Below are 16,772 nucleotides of genomic sequence, written 5' to 3' on the forward strand. Positions count from 1 at the left end.
GCTCCCTTGGCCATTCGCTCCTTACTCGGACGTAATGACGTCCCAGGTTCGGTCGTCAGGCTATCAAGCTCGTCTTGGGTTCGGTTCACCACCAGTTGGACGACCGTGAGATCATCGACAGGGAGCAGCCTCGGCACCGCTCTGGTACGTGACCGAAGACCCGGCGGTGCTGTACCGACTCCGTACTGCTGGCATTGAGCGCTGGGGACATCTCAAGTCGTTATTGGAGGTTGGTGCCGTTGATGGCCTCCTGTCAGAGACGTCTCGAGAGCAGGTTCACCGGCATGGCGCGGCATTGGAAGCGTTCGTCGAAGCGTATACGGTCGGACGCGGGAAGGCAGTTGACCGTGACGTGTTAGAAGCCAGCGGCGCCGTCAGCGACAAATTTATCGAGGAAGTCAGCGCCCTAGCGGATCGTGTCGATGGCGATCCAGAGGAACTGCTTGACGGACTGCCAGATATCAATTACTTCCGTGACGACAATATCGACGAACTCCGGGACTACCTCCGCGACGAGGGCTACCTTGATCCGCGCCCGAAGCGGCCTGACGAACAAATCCGGTCAGCAGTGGTTGATACCTACTGTCAGCACGGACTGGAACCAACTACCGCGGCAACGGCCGCAGACAGGCTTCTAACTCGAGTTTCAGCGGAGTCTGAGCCGAGTGAGACATCGGCCTGAGAGCCCCCCGGTCGAAAAACCTTTGCAGTAATCTTGAACATCAAGATAGCGAGGTGAATAGAGATCAGGCGATGTCGGTGGCTGTCCGACGGTAAGTGTCGTCGAGGCGGGGACCTCCGAGTGCTGTGTAGAGGTCAATGAGGTCTGCGACGTCGCTGTGGCAGTAGTCGTTGAGGAGTTGTGTGAGTTCGCGGTGGACACTGGTGTGTTCGATACCGGCTTCGACGTTTTGCACGTATTTGTCGCCGAGGATCTGCCCGATGTGCTTGCCTTGGACAGCTTTCCCGTCGATCCCAGAGAGATAGGTGTCGGGGAAGTCGTAGTCGTCGTACCAGACGCTGTCGTTCTCGATGCCGACGAGGTCGTAGGCTTTCCAGTCAGGAAGGATGTGCTGGTCGTCCCAGAGTTCGGCCTCGTACTCGTCGGCAGCCGCGAGCGCGACATCAACGTGGTTCTCGAACAAAACCTCTGTGCGTACCAGGAAGTCTCGGTCAGCACTATCGTCGATGTCGTGGGCCCAGTTCAGCAAGTGCGTGCCGTCGAACCAGGTGCCATTGTACGTGAGGAGACGATCGACGCTGCGGCCGTCACACCACTCGAAGAGGCGCTCATAGATATCAATCGTGTATTGGTCATCCCAGTCGCCGCGCCGGAACAACACCTCGGTTTCTGGTGCGTTGTCCAGGTCGTCAGCGTGCGCGAGGCTGACAGCGAAGAATTCGAAGTACTGGGTGTCGTTCGAGTTCTCCGGCGGTTCTTCGAACGGACTCGCTGTTTCAATGTCAAGGACAAGTGTCCCCATTTTAATGTAATCCGCGTTGGGCAGTATCATGTTTGTTGTGGACGCCGCCTCGGAATCCGATATTTCAGGAATGAACAATTCCATCGAGATCCCATGTGAACAAAGACTGATCCGGTGCTGGTAGCATGTTCGTGGGGTACGTTTAAGAGAGTCGATGAGACAGTATTGGTGAATGAGTAGATCGGTATCTGAGATTGAGTTTGATGGAATCGAGGATGTTGTTAATCGGTTTGTTGAGGTGTGGGATGCTGGTGGGTATGAGGAAGATGCGACCTCACCTGTTGGGTGGGAAACGTGGAAATGGGATTATCAGCGGCATTTGGAGGCAGAATTCTTAGCGAACACCGAAGTGACGAAGTTATCGCCGAGTGATGTTCCGGTGCTGCTTGAAGTACTTGATGAGCAGGTGAGTATCGGGACGACAATCCCGGCGTACATGTTAGGCGGCGGTCAGAATGGCGGTGTAGCATGGCATGAATTCAAAGAGATTTCTGAAGCGGATGTCGAAGCAACCGCGGATACGCTTTCGTTTTTCTTTGATCCGACTGAAGATCTCGTAGAGCGGTTAGACCGGTTTCGGGAGTTTTACGCGGATGTCGAGGCCGGTAGTGCACCTGGATCGCTGCTCGGGCTCGGTGCGTGTCTACTGATGTTTGTCCATCCGGGCCAGTATGTTCATTACAAGTGGACGCAGATGCGGGATTTCTTCGGTGAGTTCGCGGACTACAAGGTGAACCAGGGGTTCGATGCGCGTCAGTATCAGGAATTAAATATTGCTTGCCAGGAACTCTTAGAGCGGTTGCAGGGCCGTGTTGACAACCCTTCGATGCTTCACGTCCAGACGATGATTTGGAGTTGGGATGATCTCCTCAACACGGGTGAAGACCCGGATTCGTCAGTAAACGTCGCTGCAGATACTGAGTACTACTGGGTGAATCAAAGTAATCCGAGCGAACGGGACGAAGAGTATCTTCGATCCTCGGACACGTACTTTACTCGGGATTTAACAAAACTCGAACCAGGTGATGTCCTCCTCCATTACTGGGATGGCGGTGTACGAGCACACTCTGTTGTTCAAACGGAGGCATACGAGGTATCAGGGGCGGATCTCGAAGGAGCGGAGAATGACGAAACGTACTGGCGTGTGGACGTGGATCTCACGTACTTCGACACAGTACGGGAAATCGAAACAATCGCGCCAGTATTGCGGCGGGACGATATCAGGCAAGAGAAGGAAAAGTACGCAGTGAATGCGACTGGCGTTCAGTCGTGGTATTTGTGTAACCTGACCGCAGCTGGAGCGGATTACTTACTCAATACGTATCCCGATGAGCCGGAGGCCAGCGAGACGGGGGAGACACAGTACTTTTGGGTGAATGCTGAAGCGACTGACTGGCACCACGAAGGCGGTGAAGTGTTCTACCGAGTAACGAACTCAGACGGGGAACCGCGTCGAAATATAGACGCGTACCGAGAGGCTCGTCGAGGCGATGAAGCACTCGTCTATCAAGTGTCTCCGGTGAAATAAGTCGTTGGCCGGGCGATAGTGACGCAAGAGATTCATGAGGAAGCGGAACCGGATAATGCTAAGGAGCAAGTGAAGGGTATTACACTTCGCTGGGAGGAGTCTTTAGATGGACCTCAGTGGAGTGATATACAGGCCGATGATGCTCTGGAGACAAGTCAGCTCGTTAAGTCTGACAACAGCTTCGTCATCACGGAACTCACACAAACAGAGTTCGACAGGATTGTAGAGTTAAGCCAGATCGAGCGGTTCGACGATTTCGCTGAGAAGCTTGCGGTTCCTTCGGAAGAAATTACGGTTCCCAGAGGCAATCTATATTTCCCTGAAACAGAGTGGAAAAGAATTCGAAATAGAGTCGAACAGGCGTTGACGAGCGGGAATCACGTGTTGCTGTTCGGTCCGCCTGGGACAGGGAAAACAAAATTGGCGCGGCAAGTGTGTGAAGCGACGGTGGGTGAGGATACGTCGGAGCTCGTGACAGCGTCGGCTGATTGGTCGACGTTCGACACGGTCGGCGGGTATCAAACGACCACGCAGAATACGCTGGAATTCGAGCCGGGAGTTGTGTTAGACCGGTTTCAGGCAGATGGCGACGGGACACCCGCGAATGAGTGGCTGGTCATCGACGAACTCAACCGGGCAGATATCGACAAAGCGTTCGGGTCGTTATTCTCGGCATTGACGGGAGAAAGCGTCACATTACCGTTTGATGACGCCGACGGGGATCCGATCGAGATCCTCGACGCATGCCGCAGCCACGAGGAGATCGGTCAGAACCGGTTTTTCATCCCTGAGGACTGGCGGATGTTAGCGACGATGAACACGCTCGACAAGACGTCGCTGTACGAGATGAGCTACGCGTTTATGCGACGCTGGGCGTTCGTCCCTGTCGGAGTTCCTGATCTTCCTGAGCGTGAGGATGGTGATGATTCTGCACTCGAATCACTCGTTGCAGACTATGTCGCAGTCTGGGCGGCAAACGGTGGAGTTCCGGAAGCAGACCAGCACTACGAGACGATCGGGCGTATCTGGCGAGCGGTTAATGAACAGCGAGCCATCGGACCAGCCATCGTTGAGGACATTTATGAACACGTTGCAGCTGCTCCCTCAACGGAGACAGCGGATTACGTTTCGCCGATCATTATGTATGTGTTTCCGCAGTTGGAAGGGCTGCGGCGGAATGAGTTAGAGCAGCTGATTGGGGCGCTTGACGAGATTGTTGAGGACGAGACGGGAGAGTTGTGGACAGTCGCACGTGATTTCTTCCAGATTGAGCTGCAGCCAGGTGGGGGAGAGTAACTGAAGATGGCGAAGACGACTGAAGAGGCGTTGTTGGGAGAGATTGCCGACGATTTCCAGACGTATCTCCGGAAAGGCGTTCGATTTGATCGAGTTATCGGGTCGGCGCACGCTGATCTGGATATCGACGACATCGAAACGCTGCTCCGGATTCACTTCGTCTTGACCGATGCTGAAGACGACAGCTCGGAAGTCGGTGTCTTGGATTTCATGCGGCAGTTGGAAGACCGGATTCGGCAGATGAAGACGACAACCGCTCCGGAGTCGTTCCAGTACCGTGGTGAGATCCGCGGACAGATCGACTGGCAGGAAACGGTGAAGACACGGGCACGCGCTGGTCGGCTGGATGAGCCGCTGTTTGTGTGTACGCAGCCTGAAGAGCACTATAACATCGACGAGAACCTCGTGCTGAAACGGTTACTGACGATTATTCACGAGATCGTTACAGATGACCTTGCGTACGCGCTGGACAACCCGGAGGGGTATGACTGGCTGAACGAGTGGGTGATGCCGCACACAGGCGGGAGTGGCCGGGGCGTGGAGTCAGCAGCGGAGATGCTTGACCGGATTTACGAGCAGAACATCTACCTGCAGCGGATCAACGTCGGTGATACCGATATCACGGACAGAACCATCGAGTCAGTCAAGCGTTCGCGCTCGCAGTTCTATCAGGATGCAGCGGTCCTACTGGATCGGTACCGACAGTTGATGAACCACGAGTTGGACAGTACCGAAGCGCGAGATATATTGAATCACACACTCATTGCGCCAGCGAACACGGACACGCTGTTCGAACTGTACTGGGTGTTCCGCGTACTTGATTCGTACGAGGGCGTGGAGTATCGGGTGTTGACTGACAGTCGAGATAGTCCGTCGACGATCGCTACGTGGGAGCAGGACGGGTCACAGTTCGTCTTGTCTCACGATGCGACCGGTGAAGGGCTTTCATTCAGTGAATCAATTGGCTCTGAAGATATTGAGCCTGATGGGTACCTGTACCGTATGAACGAGGTGCTCTCCCGATGGCAAACGATCTCTGAGGATCTGCTTGGGCGTGGTGGCAGTGATTCATTGTGGGGCGGCCGTCCTGATATCGTCTTGGAGCGATACCGGGAGACAGAGGCTGGTGGGACGGAACTTGAACAAGTGTTCCTTGGTGAAGTGAAGTACACGCAGAATACCGACTACGTCGTAACCGGGCTCAGGGAACTACTGGAGTACATGGCGTTTTCAAACAGTCGGAGACTAACGAGTACGTTGAATCCGCAGAAGACCTACTGGAGTCAGTCAATGTCAAGGGGTTGCTGTTCGTCGACGAGTTAGCCCGCGAAACAACCGCTAACCGCGACGAAGACGTGAAAATAATTCAATACCCAGAATCACCGGGAGCGGTATTGTAAGCCGGATCGCCGTGGACTTCGAACTCAGTTTTATTGGGTGCTCATTGTAATCTGGGTGTTGTAGACCTCCGCGACGGCGCCCGTGTAAGTATCGTCGAGGATGGCGATCAAATCGGGATTTTCGACGACGAGATCCGAAAACCCTCGTTCGAGGGCAGCCACGTAGGCCGCAAAAAAATCGCTGTGCTCGTCAGGGACGATGTCGTACTCTGCCGAGATCATGTTCCGTTTATTCTCGGTGCGACTGGCAGCGTCCGGCAGCGCTGCGTCGATCGCATCTGCCCGCTCATCGAAGTGCTCCGATACAGCATCGATGAACGATTGATCGTTTGCTCCCATGTTCCGGAAGTAGAGTGTGAGCGTATTGTCTCTGATTGCTGTTTCACGGTCGTTTTCGAGGCGGTGATGGAACCCGCTTCGGGCGTCGTTTCGATCATCTGGCCGGCCGTGGAGGACGTCTGTGAGGTCGTCTGTGTGTCGCCACCAGCCGTGTTTGAAGATCATCCCCCAATCGGAACTCGTTGAGCGAAACCACCAGTCCCCGATAGCGTCGTTCGCACACTCGAACAGTACGTGGTAATCGCTCTCCGAGCGGATCGATCCTTCATCGGCGGTGACGAGACGATCTGAAAGCCGCGAGGGCCAGTTATGAGAGAACGTCTCCCACTGGTTCTCGAACGTGTCCGTCACGTCAGCGATGGCATCGTAGTGGTCGAGATACAGTTCGACTTTCTCGTCAACGTCGTCGGTGGGATCTGACATACCTGTGATGGATCGAATATCGTCAACGAATTCGTGGAGTTGTACGACGGTTCGTTGTGGATATCGTGGTGCGTTATTGACGATGAAATTTGTTAGGACCGTTTCGACGAAGGCTGTCCACGTCCAGTTACTGAATTCTGGGTCGTTCGCGTCGGGCCGGTCGTTTTGATGCAGATAGAGATAGTACGCGCCAGACTCGTAGTCGTCCTTTGGAACACCGTCGATGTGCGTGACGTCCTGTCGATAGAACTCTGTTTGAGTGTCTTCGGCAGAGAATTTGAGTTCGACTAGGAGGAACCATTCGTTTGGGACTTGAACTGCTAGGTCAACGAATCCTGACGACAATGTTTCTCCGCCGACCTGCTCAGTGAGCCGTACTTGATCGTCGACGACGACATCCGAGAGGTCGTGGATATCCTCCTCGAATCCACACGCGTCGGGGAGGCCATTGAGAAATGCGCGGAGAAATTCCGAGTTCATTCGATGTGGCTGTTCCGGGTCGAGGAAGTATGCGAAGAGACGGTTGATGTACACCTCGGCTTTCTGTTGCGTTCCTAACGAGTATTCGATCACGTCCATCAGCGATCGGGGCGTTTCGGGAACCGCGGTGAGTTGCTCCCACCGGCGTGTCAGTCTCGTTAATTCCTGTCGCAAGTCGTCTGGCTCGGTCATACCATCCTCTATCAGGACAACTCAATGGAGAAGTATAGGAGCTTTGCCAACATATTGTGGAATAAAACTAATACACGGTTTGACAGATGTTTAGAGAGATGAATACGATATACAGACAAGCGGCTCTGTTGAAATTCTTTAACCCAGACAGGAATCAGGTGCGGAATACAAGACACAAGTCTTGCACAATGCTTCAGTCAGATTCAACCTGATCGGATCGATCCGTACAAGATATGTATTCAGCAGTCTGCTTCTGGTGCTTTCACAACGAAACACGTCTGATCGATAAATAATGAGTGAATTAATTGATTAAAATACAAGTTCTAAGAAATAGATTGTTAGCACTATGACGGCGGCGCTTGAACGGTTCAAACAAAAATATGCCGGGACAGTCGTTGGGAAATGCTTCGTACTCACCGTGACTGGGGCGGGAGTTGTTGGAATGTTCGCGGTCGGAATTCTTGAGATCTGGTTTACCACCCAGATACTTGGGTGGAGATCAAGCGCCGCATTGCTAACTGGAGGAGTGGTGGGTATCGTTGTGGCGGTGGCATTGTTTCAAGGATGGATCATGTGGCTCGTCGACTGGCGTCAACAGCCAGCCGCTCCTATGCGGGTTTTATTCGAAGAGTACTGGTGAGTTTTTTCTCAGTCACCCAGCAGAGCATATCTATAGTAGTTTTTAACCGGTATAGATAGGGTACATACACAGCACGCGGGGTCGCTATCTTGACCTGCTCGAATCAATCAGTACAGGCGAGCAATCTAGCGCAATTGGTTACGATATATCGGAATATTGGTACGAACGGTGTACTGAGTACAGAGGATATATGTAGCAATCTGGGTTTCTGTCGTGCGCCAAAAATTAAACATCTATGAACTTGCTTTTTTTCTGCTGTCGTAGTACACGCCAAACAACAAAATGAGTCCGCTCACGACCATCCCTAAGCCTGCAAAAAGGATTATAATTAATTCATCGTCACTGTTGATGACGTAGGGAGAACCGAACGTGATCGTGAATATGAGCCCGCTAATAATCACGTAGATTGCTGCACTCGTCTGATTATCCATATCAGTTGTATTGAATTTGTACAAACTAAGATCGTATAAATCATACTGTTAATCCTACTGACAGTCTTAATTGGCCGTACCCCACGTGTAAGACTCACGCATTTCTCTTGTACGGCGCTCAGAAAACATACGGATATTGTCAGCACTTTCAGCAGTCAATTTACAGTGCTACTGAGCAGTGGTCTCAGGAGGGAGAATAGTGGTTAGTGAGTGCTGCATTGATCCTCTATATACAGCACGACGATAGAAACATATCACAGCTTGAGGATTTTAACAGAGCTAAACTAGCAAAGTGCAATAGTCGGGAGTAGGAATACTCTTATGACGTAACCGTTCAACGGTTGCACGTATCCGAGGGACAATTGCGTGTCACGATCATCTAGTTACCAACAGTTCACCGGAACATTAGTTACGACACCGTTTGGAGGCGAAAACGTCGAACGGACAGCGCAGGAGGAATACCGAACGCTCCTTGACGAGCATGATTCTGAGGATGTGCTGGTTATCACGGGTGCGCCAGCGAGTGCGGACACGTTCCGTGAGACGTTAGGTGAGGAACTGGCGGGTGCGGCGACGCCGTACGTGACGTCGTCGGTGGTGCACGCGACCGATGTCCTCAACCAGACCGATGATCGCGTCATTCTCTCCGACGCGTTGCGGCGTGAACTCCTCTACCGATTCCTCGACGATTACGAGTGGGAAACCGAGTACCTGCAACGGGCGTCTGCGCAGCCGTCGTTCATCGAGGATGTGGACGCCGTGATGGGCACGATTTCTTGGCAGGCAGTCACGCCTGATGAAACTCCGGAACTCCGTGATATCACGGCTGCACTCGACACGTTCCACGAGTGGCTCGCAGAACACGGACACATGGAACGCGGCCAACTCATTTCGGAGGCGCTCGATGTCCTCACTGGGGATGCCCGCGAGGCTGTCGTCGATTTCGACGCGGTGCTTGCAGTCGAGTTTGAGGAGTTTTTCCCGCTTGACCGCGCGTATCTCGACGCGCTCGTGGGGGACTGTGAGCTCGTCTGTCTTGCTGAAGAGAACGGTAGTGTGCGGCGCACGTGGGTCGAGACGGGACCAGTCACGGACTACGTCTCGTTTAGCGAGACGCGACGCGGGGCATCGGGAACGCCGTCGACGCGGCCAGCTGCGACGGCAGCCTATTTCGCCGACGAAACGGTCTCAGAAGATCCAGGGGCCGGGTCGGTTTCTGTCCTCGCTGCGGATTCCAGTGACGAACAACTCGCTGAGATTGCGAACGAGATCGAAGACCTCGTGTCGCAGTCGGACTGGAGGTACGAGGACATCGCTGTCGCCACGAAGCAAAGCGGCAGTGCTGTTACGGACAGTATCGAAGCGCTCGAAAGCACTGGGATTCCGACTGAATCGACGACAGTCACTGGGTTCGGTGACGATCCTGCGATTCGAGAACTCCTCGCGGCCGTTCGATACCTCGCCGACGACGAAGACGATGTGTCCGACCACGGCCCGGCACGCGATACAGAGCGCTTAGACCGTGTCAACAAGTCTGATAGCCTCGAAGACGCGATTCGCTGGTGGGCGACAGACTCCGGGTTAAAACAGCGGATCGCGGAGCGTGCGTCGCCGTTGGATGCACGCGCGCAGTTCGGGAACGTCCGCCGGGCATTCCGCATGGCGGAGTTCCTCGAAGAAACAGAGTTCGTGGATGCGACGTGGGAGTCCTTTACGGAGATGCTTGAACGCGCTCACGAGTATGCACCGCAGCAGAATCAGACGAGCGCGACAGATCTCGACGGTGGTGTTCGCGTCGATCACTTGCAAGCGGTTAAGAACGAATCGTTCCGCGCGGTGTTTCTCGTGAATCTCGTCAACAGTGAGTACCCGGGTGACCCGTTCCTGACGCGGTTGTTTCCGACCGAGCGAGTCGCATCGATGCCGGATTACCCCGGTGTCACGGAACTCGATGGCGCGGATGTGGACGCGACGTTCCCGACGACGTCGACAGCGTCGGGACGACCGTTCGCGCAGTACCACACGGAGCACGCGCGGCGGCGATTGGCTGTCGGTGCGGGTGCGGCAGAAGAGCGGCTCTACTGTTGTCTCTACGAGTATGAGGACACGGCACTCGAAGAGCGGACGCAGGCGTCGCGGTTTCTCACAGCGGCGTATGAAGCTTTGCCGTGGGTGACCGAGGCCGGCGAGCCACACATTACGAGTGAGCAAGCGGCGGAAACGTTCCTGTTATCGCGGGTCGACGAGGCGCTCGCGGAGGTGCGTCGCGCGAACAGTCAGGACGTGACGGTGTCGCTCGACGAGGTCGAAGCGGAACTCGGTGAGATTCAGGATCTGCTCGAACAAAGCGGGTCCCGAGGGGACGAGCTCCGGGAAGCGTTGCGTGCACGTGTCGAGTTCGCTAACGGGGAGGTGCGGCGATGAGTTCGTCGCTCTCCCCGTCGCGGTTAGCGAATTACGCGACGTGTCCGCGCCTGTACGACTACCGGTACGCGCAAGATGTGAACGCGCCGGATCGGACAGAACTGTATCTCAACCAAGGAACGATTTACCACGAGACGATCGAAGACGTGTGTACTGCGACTGACCGCGATGACGACGCGGAGACGATACACGACCGTGCGATGCAGGTCTTCGAGGCGAAGTGGGACGAACACAGTACGCCGGACGACTACGAATCCGCTGCGCATCAGGAGTATCAGCGAGCGGAGAACCGCGCGGCCATTGCGTCGTTTTTCGATCCGGACGGCGGTGACGGGATCGAGCACGCTCGCTTCTCGGCCGCTACGGAATGCTGGGTGGAGTGCGAAGTGGAGGGTCGAGCACTCCACGGGAAAGCTGACAACGTCATCCGAACGGAAGACGGACTCCACATTTTCGACTACAAGCGGAACACGAACGGTGTGCTTTCGTCGAGGACAGCTGAGTACCTTGGCGACCATCTCGACGGGGAGGCCCACGAACCGAAGCGGGTCCGGAATGCGTTCCAAACGGCGGTGTACGTCGAGGGCATGAAGAACGAGCCGTTCTACGAGGACGGGATGGAGGTCCGGTTCAGTTTCTACGGTCTCCTCAACAGCACGTCGTTCGAGAGCACCCCGAGCGGATACGACGTGTCCGCGCGCGGTTGGCCTCGGGAAACGACGGAGATCTACGAGGAGCACTACGACACGATTTGGGCGCTCATCCGAGATGCCCACGATGGCATCACGAGTGAGACGTACGAACCGGACCTGCTCGACCTGATCACTGAGGAAGCGTGCCCGGACTGCGACTATCGAGAGATGTGTCCTGACCGCCTGTCGACGGAGGTGCAGCAATGAGCGACGACGCCGAGTACCCGTCGTGGTACCCGGTCCCGGAGGAAAACGTTTCCCCGGAGCCCCAACAGCAGACGATCATCGATTCCGACGCCTACCCGATGCGTGTCCTCGCAGGGGCAGGGACGGGGAAGACGTTCACGATGGTGCGGAAGATCGAGCACCTCATCGACGAGGAAGGCGTGTCGCCGGACCGGATTCTCGCGTTGACGTTCACGAACAACGCGGCGGACTCGATGCGGGAGAAGCTCAACGCGAAACTCGGGACCGCGGGGTACGACATCGACGCGTACACGTACCATTCGATCTGTAACGAGATTCTCACCGACTACGCCTACGAAGCCGGGATTGACCCGGATTTTGAGGTTGCCACGGACGCTGAAAAGTACGCCATCGTTCTGGACGTCCTTGATGAGATCGAGTACCGGTCAGTTAAACCGAACGTGTACGGCAGCGACGGGTACGCGTCCGGAGCTGCGTCGAAGCTCCTCAACTTCATCGGGTCGATGAAACGAAGCGGCATCACGCCCGACGATATCGACGCGTTCCTCGGGCCCGCCGACCGCGTCTACGACCTCGGCGACCTTCCGGAACGCATCGAAACGATTGCCAGCGACCACTTGGGAGGCCGTTCCGTGTCAAGCGTACTGGACTCACTGCCCGACGTGCGCGATGAACTCACGGCGGAACGCGACGCATTAGGAACGAACGGCATCAAAGCCAGCGCCCGGGACTTCCTCGACCGGCTCATCGACGTGTGTGACGCGCTTGAAACCGCGTTCGAGGCCCACGACAATGGCGAGCGTGACCTGCCAGACAACGCGTACAAACTCCCGAAGTACCTGTTCGGAGGGTATGCGAGCGGCGCCCCGAAAGGAATCCCGAACAATCTTGACCTCGAACTCACTGATCACCTCGACTCGTTCGTTTCCGACTGTCTTGCTGCCCGAGATCTCACCGCAGGGTACGCTGCGTACGAGCAAGAACTGGACGAGCGCAATCTCATCGACTTCGACGGCCTGGTCGTCGAGACAGCCACGTTGATGGACTCGCCGATTGGCGAGGAAATCGCCGAGCGGTGGGACTACGTGTTCTGCGACGAGTTCCAGGACACGGATCGCCTCCAGTTCGACCTCGTCACGTCACTCGTCACCGACGACAACCTGTTCGTCGTCGGGGACGACGATCAGGCGATCTACGAGTGGCGCGGCGCGAACGTCGCCAACATCACCGACGAACTCGACCGGGCGTTCACGGCGCTCACGGACGAACCACTAGAGGAGAACTTCCGGTCCCGGCAACCGATTCTCGACCTGGCGAACGAGGCAATTCAAAAACTCGACCACCGCGAACGACACAAGACACTCACTCGCGTCGACGAACCCGCGTACGACGGGGACACCGTCGCTACCGTCGAACTGCCGGGCGAAGACGACGACGCGGACGGTGCTTCTCAACTTCGCACCGTCGTCCAGAATGTACTGAGCGGTGCAGCGGACAACCTCGATGAGGCGTACGATCCGGGTGACATCGCGGTACTCGTTCGGAAGAACGCCCACGCGACACCGGTCATCGAGGAATTCGAAGACGCCGGGATTCCATACCAGGTTGCGGGGGATTTAGCCACGGAATCAGTCGGCGTCGGCACCGTCACCGCCTACCTGAAGGCGCTTGCACGCCCCGAAGACGAGGTGAGCTGGAATCGCGTCCTCCTGATGCGGTACCGGCTCTGCGATGCAGACCTTCGCACGCTCAACGCCGGTGACGAGCCGCTCGTAGATACGCTCCGGGAGGCACCCCTCGACGAGTTCGAAGAGCCGGACCGCGTCGCAAAAGCCCGCAAGCACGCCACAGAATTACTCGAACTCCGCGACGCAGCGTCACTCAGTCACCTGTACCGGGAACTCAAAGACGTCACGAACATCGAGTGGTATCTCAGCGAGCAGGAGCGCCGGGATCTCACACAACTCGATGACGTCATCGACCAGTACGGGGAGAGTGCCGTGCAACCACCGCTCACCCCGGAGTTCATCGACTCGCTCGAACACTACGACTCGTTGTTCGACGAGAGCGGCACCACCCCGACGAGTCAGCCGGACGTCGCGGACGACGCGGTCAACGTGATGACGATCCACAAGAGCAAAGGACTGGATTTCCCCGTCGTTCTCATCCCGCAAATCACAGCTGAGGAGTGGGCCCCGAGTTCACGAACGTACGACGCGCTCGAAACCGCGCTTTCAGACGGCGCGACGGCAGCGTTCGCACAGGATTTCGTCGAGCGCGATGCCCGTGAAACCCGTCGTGTGTTCCACGTCGGGATCACTCGTGCCGAGGACATCCTCGTTCTGCAGGGCGGCAGCGAGGAAGACGACGAGGCTGCGGATGAGGAGTCGGTCTCAGAGAGAGTTGACGAAATACTTCCAGCTCGAATTCCATGGCAGCCAGAGCGAGGACACCTCCCACTCTGGACCGACGTTCAAGAGTGCCTCCCGGGCGACGCAGTAGACTGGACGAACACGCTGGCTGGCCAGACAATCGGTGATGTTGGTGGTTCCATCAATCATGACGGAGAAGAGGTTGCGGTAGAGACTGCGCGCGACCGCGTGCTAACTCTTGCAACGGCCACTCTCGACGGCGCGCTCTCATCGAGAACCGAACGGGAGGTGCTCCGAGTCGCGTCACTGACTGGCCCGACGATACCATCACCATCCTTATCGCACAGCTACACGTCGCTGGCAGCCTACGAAGAATGCCCGCGGAGTCACTATCTGGAGTACGTTGTCAATGCGTTCCCTGATTACCAAGAGACCACAAGCAACGACGGGGATGGTGTGTCGCAACGGACAATCGGGTTGTTGTTCCACGACACTGCAGAGCAAGCCGCGAATCAAGGTGTGGAATGCCGTGAGGAGTGGTACGGAATCTGCGAGCGCCTCGCCAGTCAGCGCCGCGCTGAGGACGCGCTCCCGGCGGCGAAGCAGTGTATCGACCGGTATTTCGAGTTAGACCTCCCCGGTTACGAGATTATCGACGCGGAGCGAGAGTTCGAACTCGATATCGATGGGCACGAACTCGTCGGCTACATCGACGCCGTGTACCGGACACCGGACGATGACCTCCTCGTCATCGACTACAAGGCGACTGAACGTCACCGAGATCTGCAAGACGACAAGCAACTCCCGATTTACCTGTTAGCGTGCCGGGATCTATACGATGAGCCAGTGACGCGTGCTGGGTACGCATACGTTGGTGAAATTGGGCCGAAGGTCGAAACGCGAACGTTCAGCGACGGTGATCTGGAAGTAGTCCGAAACGACGTGACGGAGTCGATGCATCGCATTGCCGAGTTTTCCTTCAGTCGGTATACTGCTGGCGAACACTGTCAGTGGTGCCAACACAACCAACTGCCTTGCGCACCAGACTCGTTTACTGTTGGCCCGGGATTCGAGGAGTGAAATTACCCGACACAACCCCATAGGACAGTTCCCCGACTCGATAATCCCAATTTCTACGGTACCTCTCAAGAGATATGATGCCCTGATCGAAGTGCGAGAAACACTCCGATAGGGATGGCTACCCGAATTCTTAAGCCATTATCGTAGTAATTATTATTTAGAGTATGACCTTCTACGACCGGGAAGAAGAGCTCGGGACCCTTACGACTGCGGCCGAGTCCCCCGGTTCAGACTTTATTGTTGTCTACGGCCGCCGTCGAGTCGGAAAAACAGAACTCCTCAAAAAATTCTGTGCTGACCGTCCCCACATTTACTTCCTCGCTTCCCAAGAAGCCGAGCATCGGCAACGCGAGAAATTCCTCGACCAAGTCGCGGACTACTTCGACGAGCGCGTCCCGCGAATCGACGGGTGGGACGAGGCGTTCGAGTACCTCGGGGAGAAACTCCAGCGAGAAGACCTGGTTATCGTCATCGACGAGTTCCCGTATCTCGTCGAAGAGAACGACTCGCTCCCGTCGTATGTCCAAGGATTCGTTGACCAGGCACTAGATGAGACGGATTCGATGCTGGTGCTCTGCGGGTCGAGCGTAAGTACGATGGAATCCGAAGTTTTGGGTCATGAGAGTCCACTGTACGGCCGACGAACGGCACAACTCGACGTGACACCGTTTTCCTTTCAACAAGCACGCGAAGTCATCTCGTACGAGATTACAGACGCCATTCGGTCGTATGCCGTCACGGGTGGGACCCCGATGTATCTCACTCTGTTCGATTACGATCAATCGCTCGCGGCAAACATTCGATCACACGTGCTGTCACCGTCTGCGGTGTTATATAACGAACCGGAGTTTCTCCTGCGAACCGAACTCCGAAACCCAGCGCGGTACATGAGTATTCTCGAAGCGGTTGCAATGGGGCACACGACACCGAACGAGATTTCCGGCGCAACGGGGATCGATTCAGGGCCGCTCTCGAAGTACTTACAGACACTGCGTCGACTCCGCCTGATCGAACGGGACGTGCCAGTGACAGCGTCCGGGAAGAAGTCGAAGCGGTCACGGTACCGCGTTGCAGACGAGTTTCTCCGGTTCTGGTTTCGCTACGTCGAGCCGCATCGCTCCAGTATTGAGGAAGCACCAGCAGTCGTGTACAACGGGACGATTGAACCAGACCTCCCGATGCACGTCGCAACGACGTTCGAGGACGTGTGTCAAGAAGCAGTCTGGGAAGGAATTCGACAAGGCAGATTCGATCCGTACTCCGAAGTCGGTCGCTGGTGGTACGGCGAAGACGAAATCGACATCGTCGGATTAGCCCCGAACGACGATCGAGTTCTCCTCGCCGAATGCAAGTGGACGACTGAGCCAGTTGGGGAAGACCTCGTTGAGAGTCTGCAGGCAAAGGCGGAAAGCGTTCGGTGGGGGCCAGCAGATCGAGACGAGCGGTTCGCCGTATTCTCAAAGAGCGGGTTCGTCGATGGGCTTGACACGCAACTTGACGACAGGTGGTCGTTGTTTACCTTAGCAGATATAGACGACATACTCACACTAACCTGAGTACGACTGCCGGGACTCTCAATTAAGCAGATCTGAGGAAATAGTACAAAGGTAGTTTGGATGTTTATTCTGGGTTATCTGGTCGGTTTCAAGAGGTTACGAAGAATTCATTGAAGAGCGCGCGGTACCGTCTCTGATTCACGTCTTTTTGTAGTCAATTTGAGAGAAACTGGTGGCTTTTAGCGATATAGTCGTGCTGTCAGTCTGCGACTCATGCTGACAGTCCGA

12 protein-coding genes are annotated in these 16,772 nt (G+C 55.8%); 9 read left to right on the forward strand and 3 right to left on the reverse strand.

Annotated elements, in window-relative coordinates:
• Positions 1-295: 295 nt before the first annotated feature.
• On the forward strand, positions 296-682 hold the full coding sequence (locus GRX03_RS13390; protein ID WP_201289241.1) for a hypothetical protein: 387 nt from the start codon (positions 296-298) through the stop codon (positions 680-682).
• A gap of 64 nt (positions 683-746) precedes the next feature.
• Here the strand turns inward: GRX03_RS13390 and GRX03_RS13395 are convergent, their stop codons facing one another.
• Positions 747-1,568 carry a hypothetical protein gene (locus GRX03_RS13395; RefSeq protein WP_233739969.1) on the reverse strand — a complete coding sequence of 274 codons (822 nt, stop codon included), beginning with the start codon at positions 1,566-1,568 and terminating at the stop codon, positions 747-749.
• Between the two features lie 88 nt (positions 1,569-1,656).
• Between GRX03_RS13395 and GRX03_RS16605 the strand changes: the two genes are divergently transcribed.
• From GRX03_RS16605 to GRX03_RS13405, 3 genes are read left to right on the forward strand one after another with little or no spacing between them, the layout of a single operon-like run.
• Positions 1,657-3,012: a hypothetical protein gene (locus GRX03_RS16605; protein WP_201289242.1), complete on the forward strand. Its 1,356-nt coding sequence runs from the start codon at positions 1,657-1,659 to the stop codon at positions 3,010-3,012.
• Between the two features lie 18 nt (positions 3,013-3,030).
• Positions 3,031-4,308: an AAA family ATPase gene (locus GRX03_RS16610; protein WP_201289243.1), complete on the forward strand. Its 1,278-nt coding sequence runs from the start codon at positions 3,031-3,033 to the stop codon at positions 4,306-4,308.
• A gap of 6 nt (positions 4,309-4,314) precedes the next feature.
• Positions 4,315-5,631 carry a hypothetical protein gene (locus GRX03_RS13405; RefSeq protein ID WP_201289244.1) on the forward strand — a complete coding sequence of 439 codons (1,317 nt, stop codon included), beginning with the start codon at positions 4,315-4,317 and terminating at the stop codon, positions 5,629-5,631.
• 107 nt (positions 5,632-5,738) lie between these two features.
• Here the strand turns inward: GRX03_RS13405 and GRX03_RS13410 are convergent, their stop codons facing one another.
• Positions 5,739-7,142 (reverse strand): PD-(D/E)XK nuclease family protein, encoded by a 1,404-nt coding sequence (locus GRX03_RS13410; protein ID WP_201289245.1) that lies wholly within the window; start codon positions 7,140-7,142, stop codon positions 5,739-5,741.
• Between the two features lie 346 nt (positions 7,143-7,488).
• Between GRX03_RS13410 and GRX03_RS13415 the strand changes: the two genes are divergently transcribed.
• Positions 7,489-7,782 (forward strand): hypothetical protein, encoded by a 294-nt coding sequence (locus GRX03_RS13415; RefSeq protein ID WP_159764724.1) that lies wholly within the window; start codon positions 7,489-7,491, stop codon positions 7,780-7,782.
• Between the two features lie 233 nt (positions 7,783-8,015).
• Here GRX03_RS13415 and GRX03_RS13420 read toward each other — a convergent pair whose 3' ends face one another.
• Complete coding sequence (locus tag GRX03_RS13420) at positions 8,016-8,213, reverse strand: hypothetical protein (protein ID WP_159764725.1); 198 nt, start codon at positions 8,211-8,213, stop codon at positions 8,016-8,018.
• Between the two features lie 762 nt (positions 8,214-8,975).
• On the opposite strand from GRX03_RS13420, the gene GRX03_RS13425 reads away from it, so the two are divergent.
• The 4 genes from GRX03_RS13425 to GRX03_RS13440 all read left to right on the forward strand — a co-directional run bounded on the left by GRX03_RS13425 (position 8,976) and on the right by GRX03_RS13440 (position 16,544).
• Positions 8,976-10,637, forward strand: a complete 1,662-nt coding sequence (locus tag GRX03_RS13425; RefSeq protein WP_201289250.1) for a DNA helicase UvrD — start codon at positions 8,976-8,978, stop codon at positions 10,635-10,637.
• A complete protein-coding gene (locus GRX03_RS13430; protein WP_159764726.1) occupies positions 10,634-11,536 on the forward strand; it encodes a RecB family exonuclease in 903 nt (300 codons plus the stop codon). Before GRX03_RS13425 ends, GRX03_RS13430 begins: the two co-directional genes overlap by 4 nt.
• Entirely contained in the window at positions 11,533-14,988 is a 3,456-nt protein-coding gene (locus tag GRX03_RS13435; protein WP_159764727.1) for an ATP-dependent helicase, read from the forward strand. Before GRX03_RS13430 ends, GRX03_RS13435 begins: the two co-directional genes overlap by 4 nt.
• Before the next feature lie 164 nt (positions 14,989-15,152).
• Positions 15,153-16,544 (forward strand): ATP-binding protein, encoded by a 1,392-nt coding sequence (locus tag GRX03_RS13440; protein WP_159764728.1) that lies wholly within the window; start codon positions 15,153-15,155, stop codon positions 16,542-16,544.
• The last annotated feature ends 228 nt before the right edge of the window (positions 16,545-16,772 follow it).

The organism is Halovenus carboxidivorans, from assembly GCF_009831575.1.
Classification (GTDB): Archaea; Halobacteriota; Halobacteria; order Halobacteriales; family Haloarculaceae; genus Halovenus; species Halovenus carboxidivorans.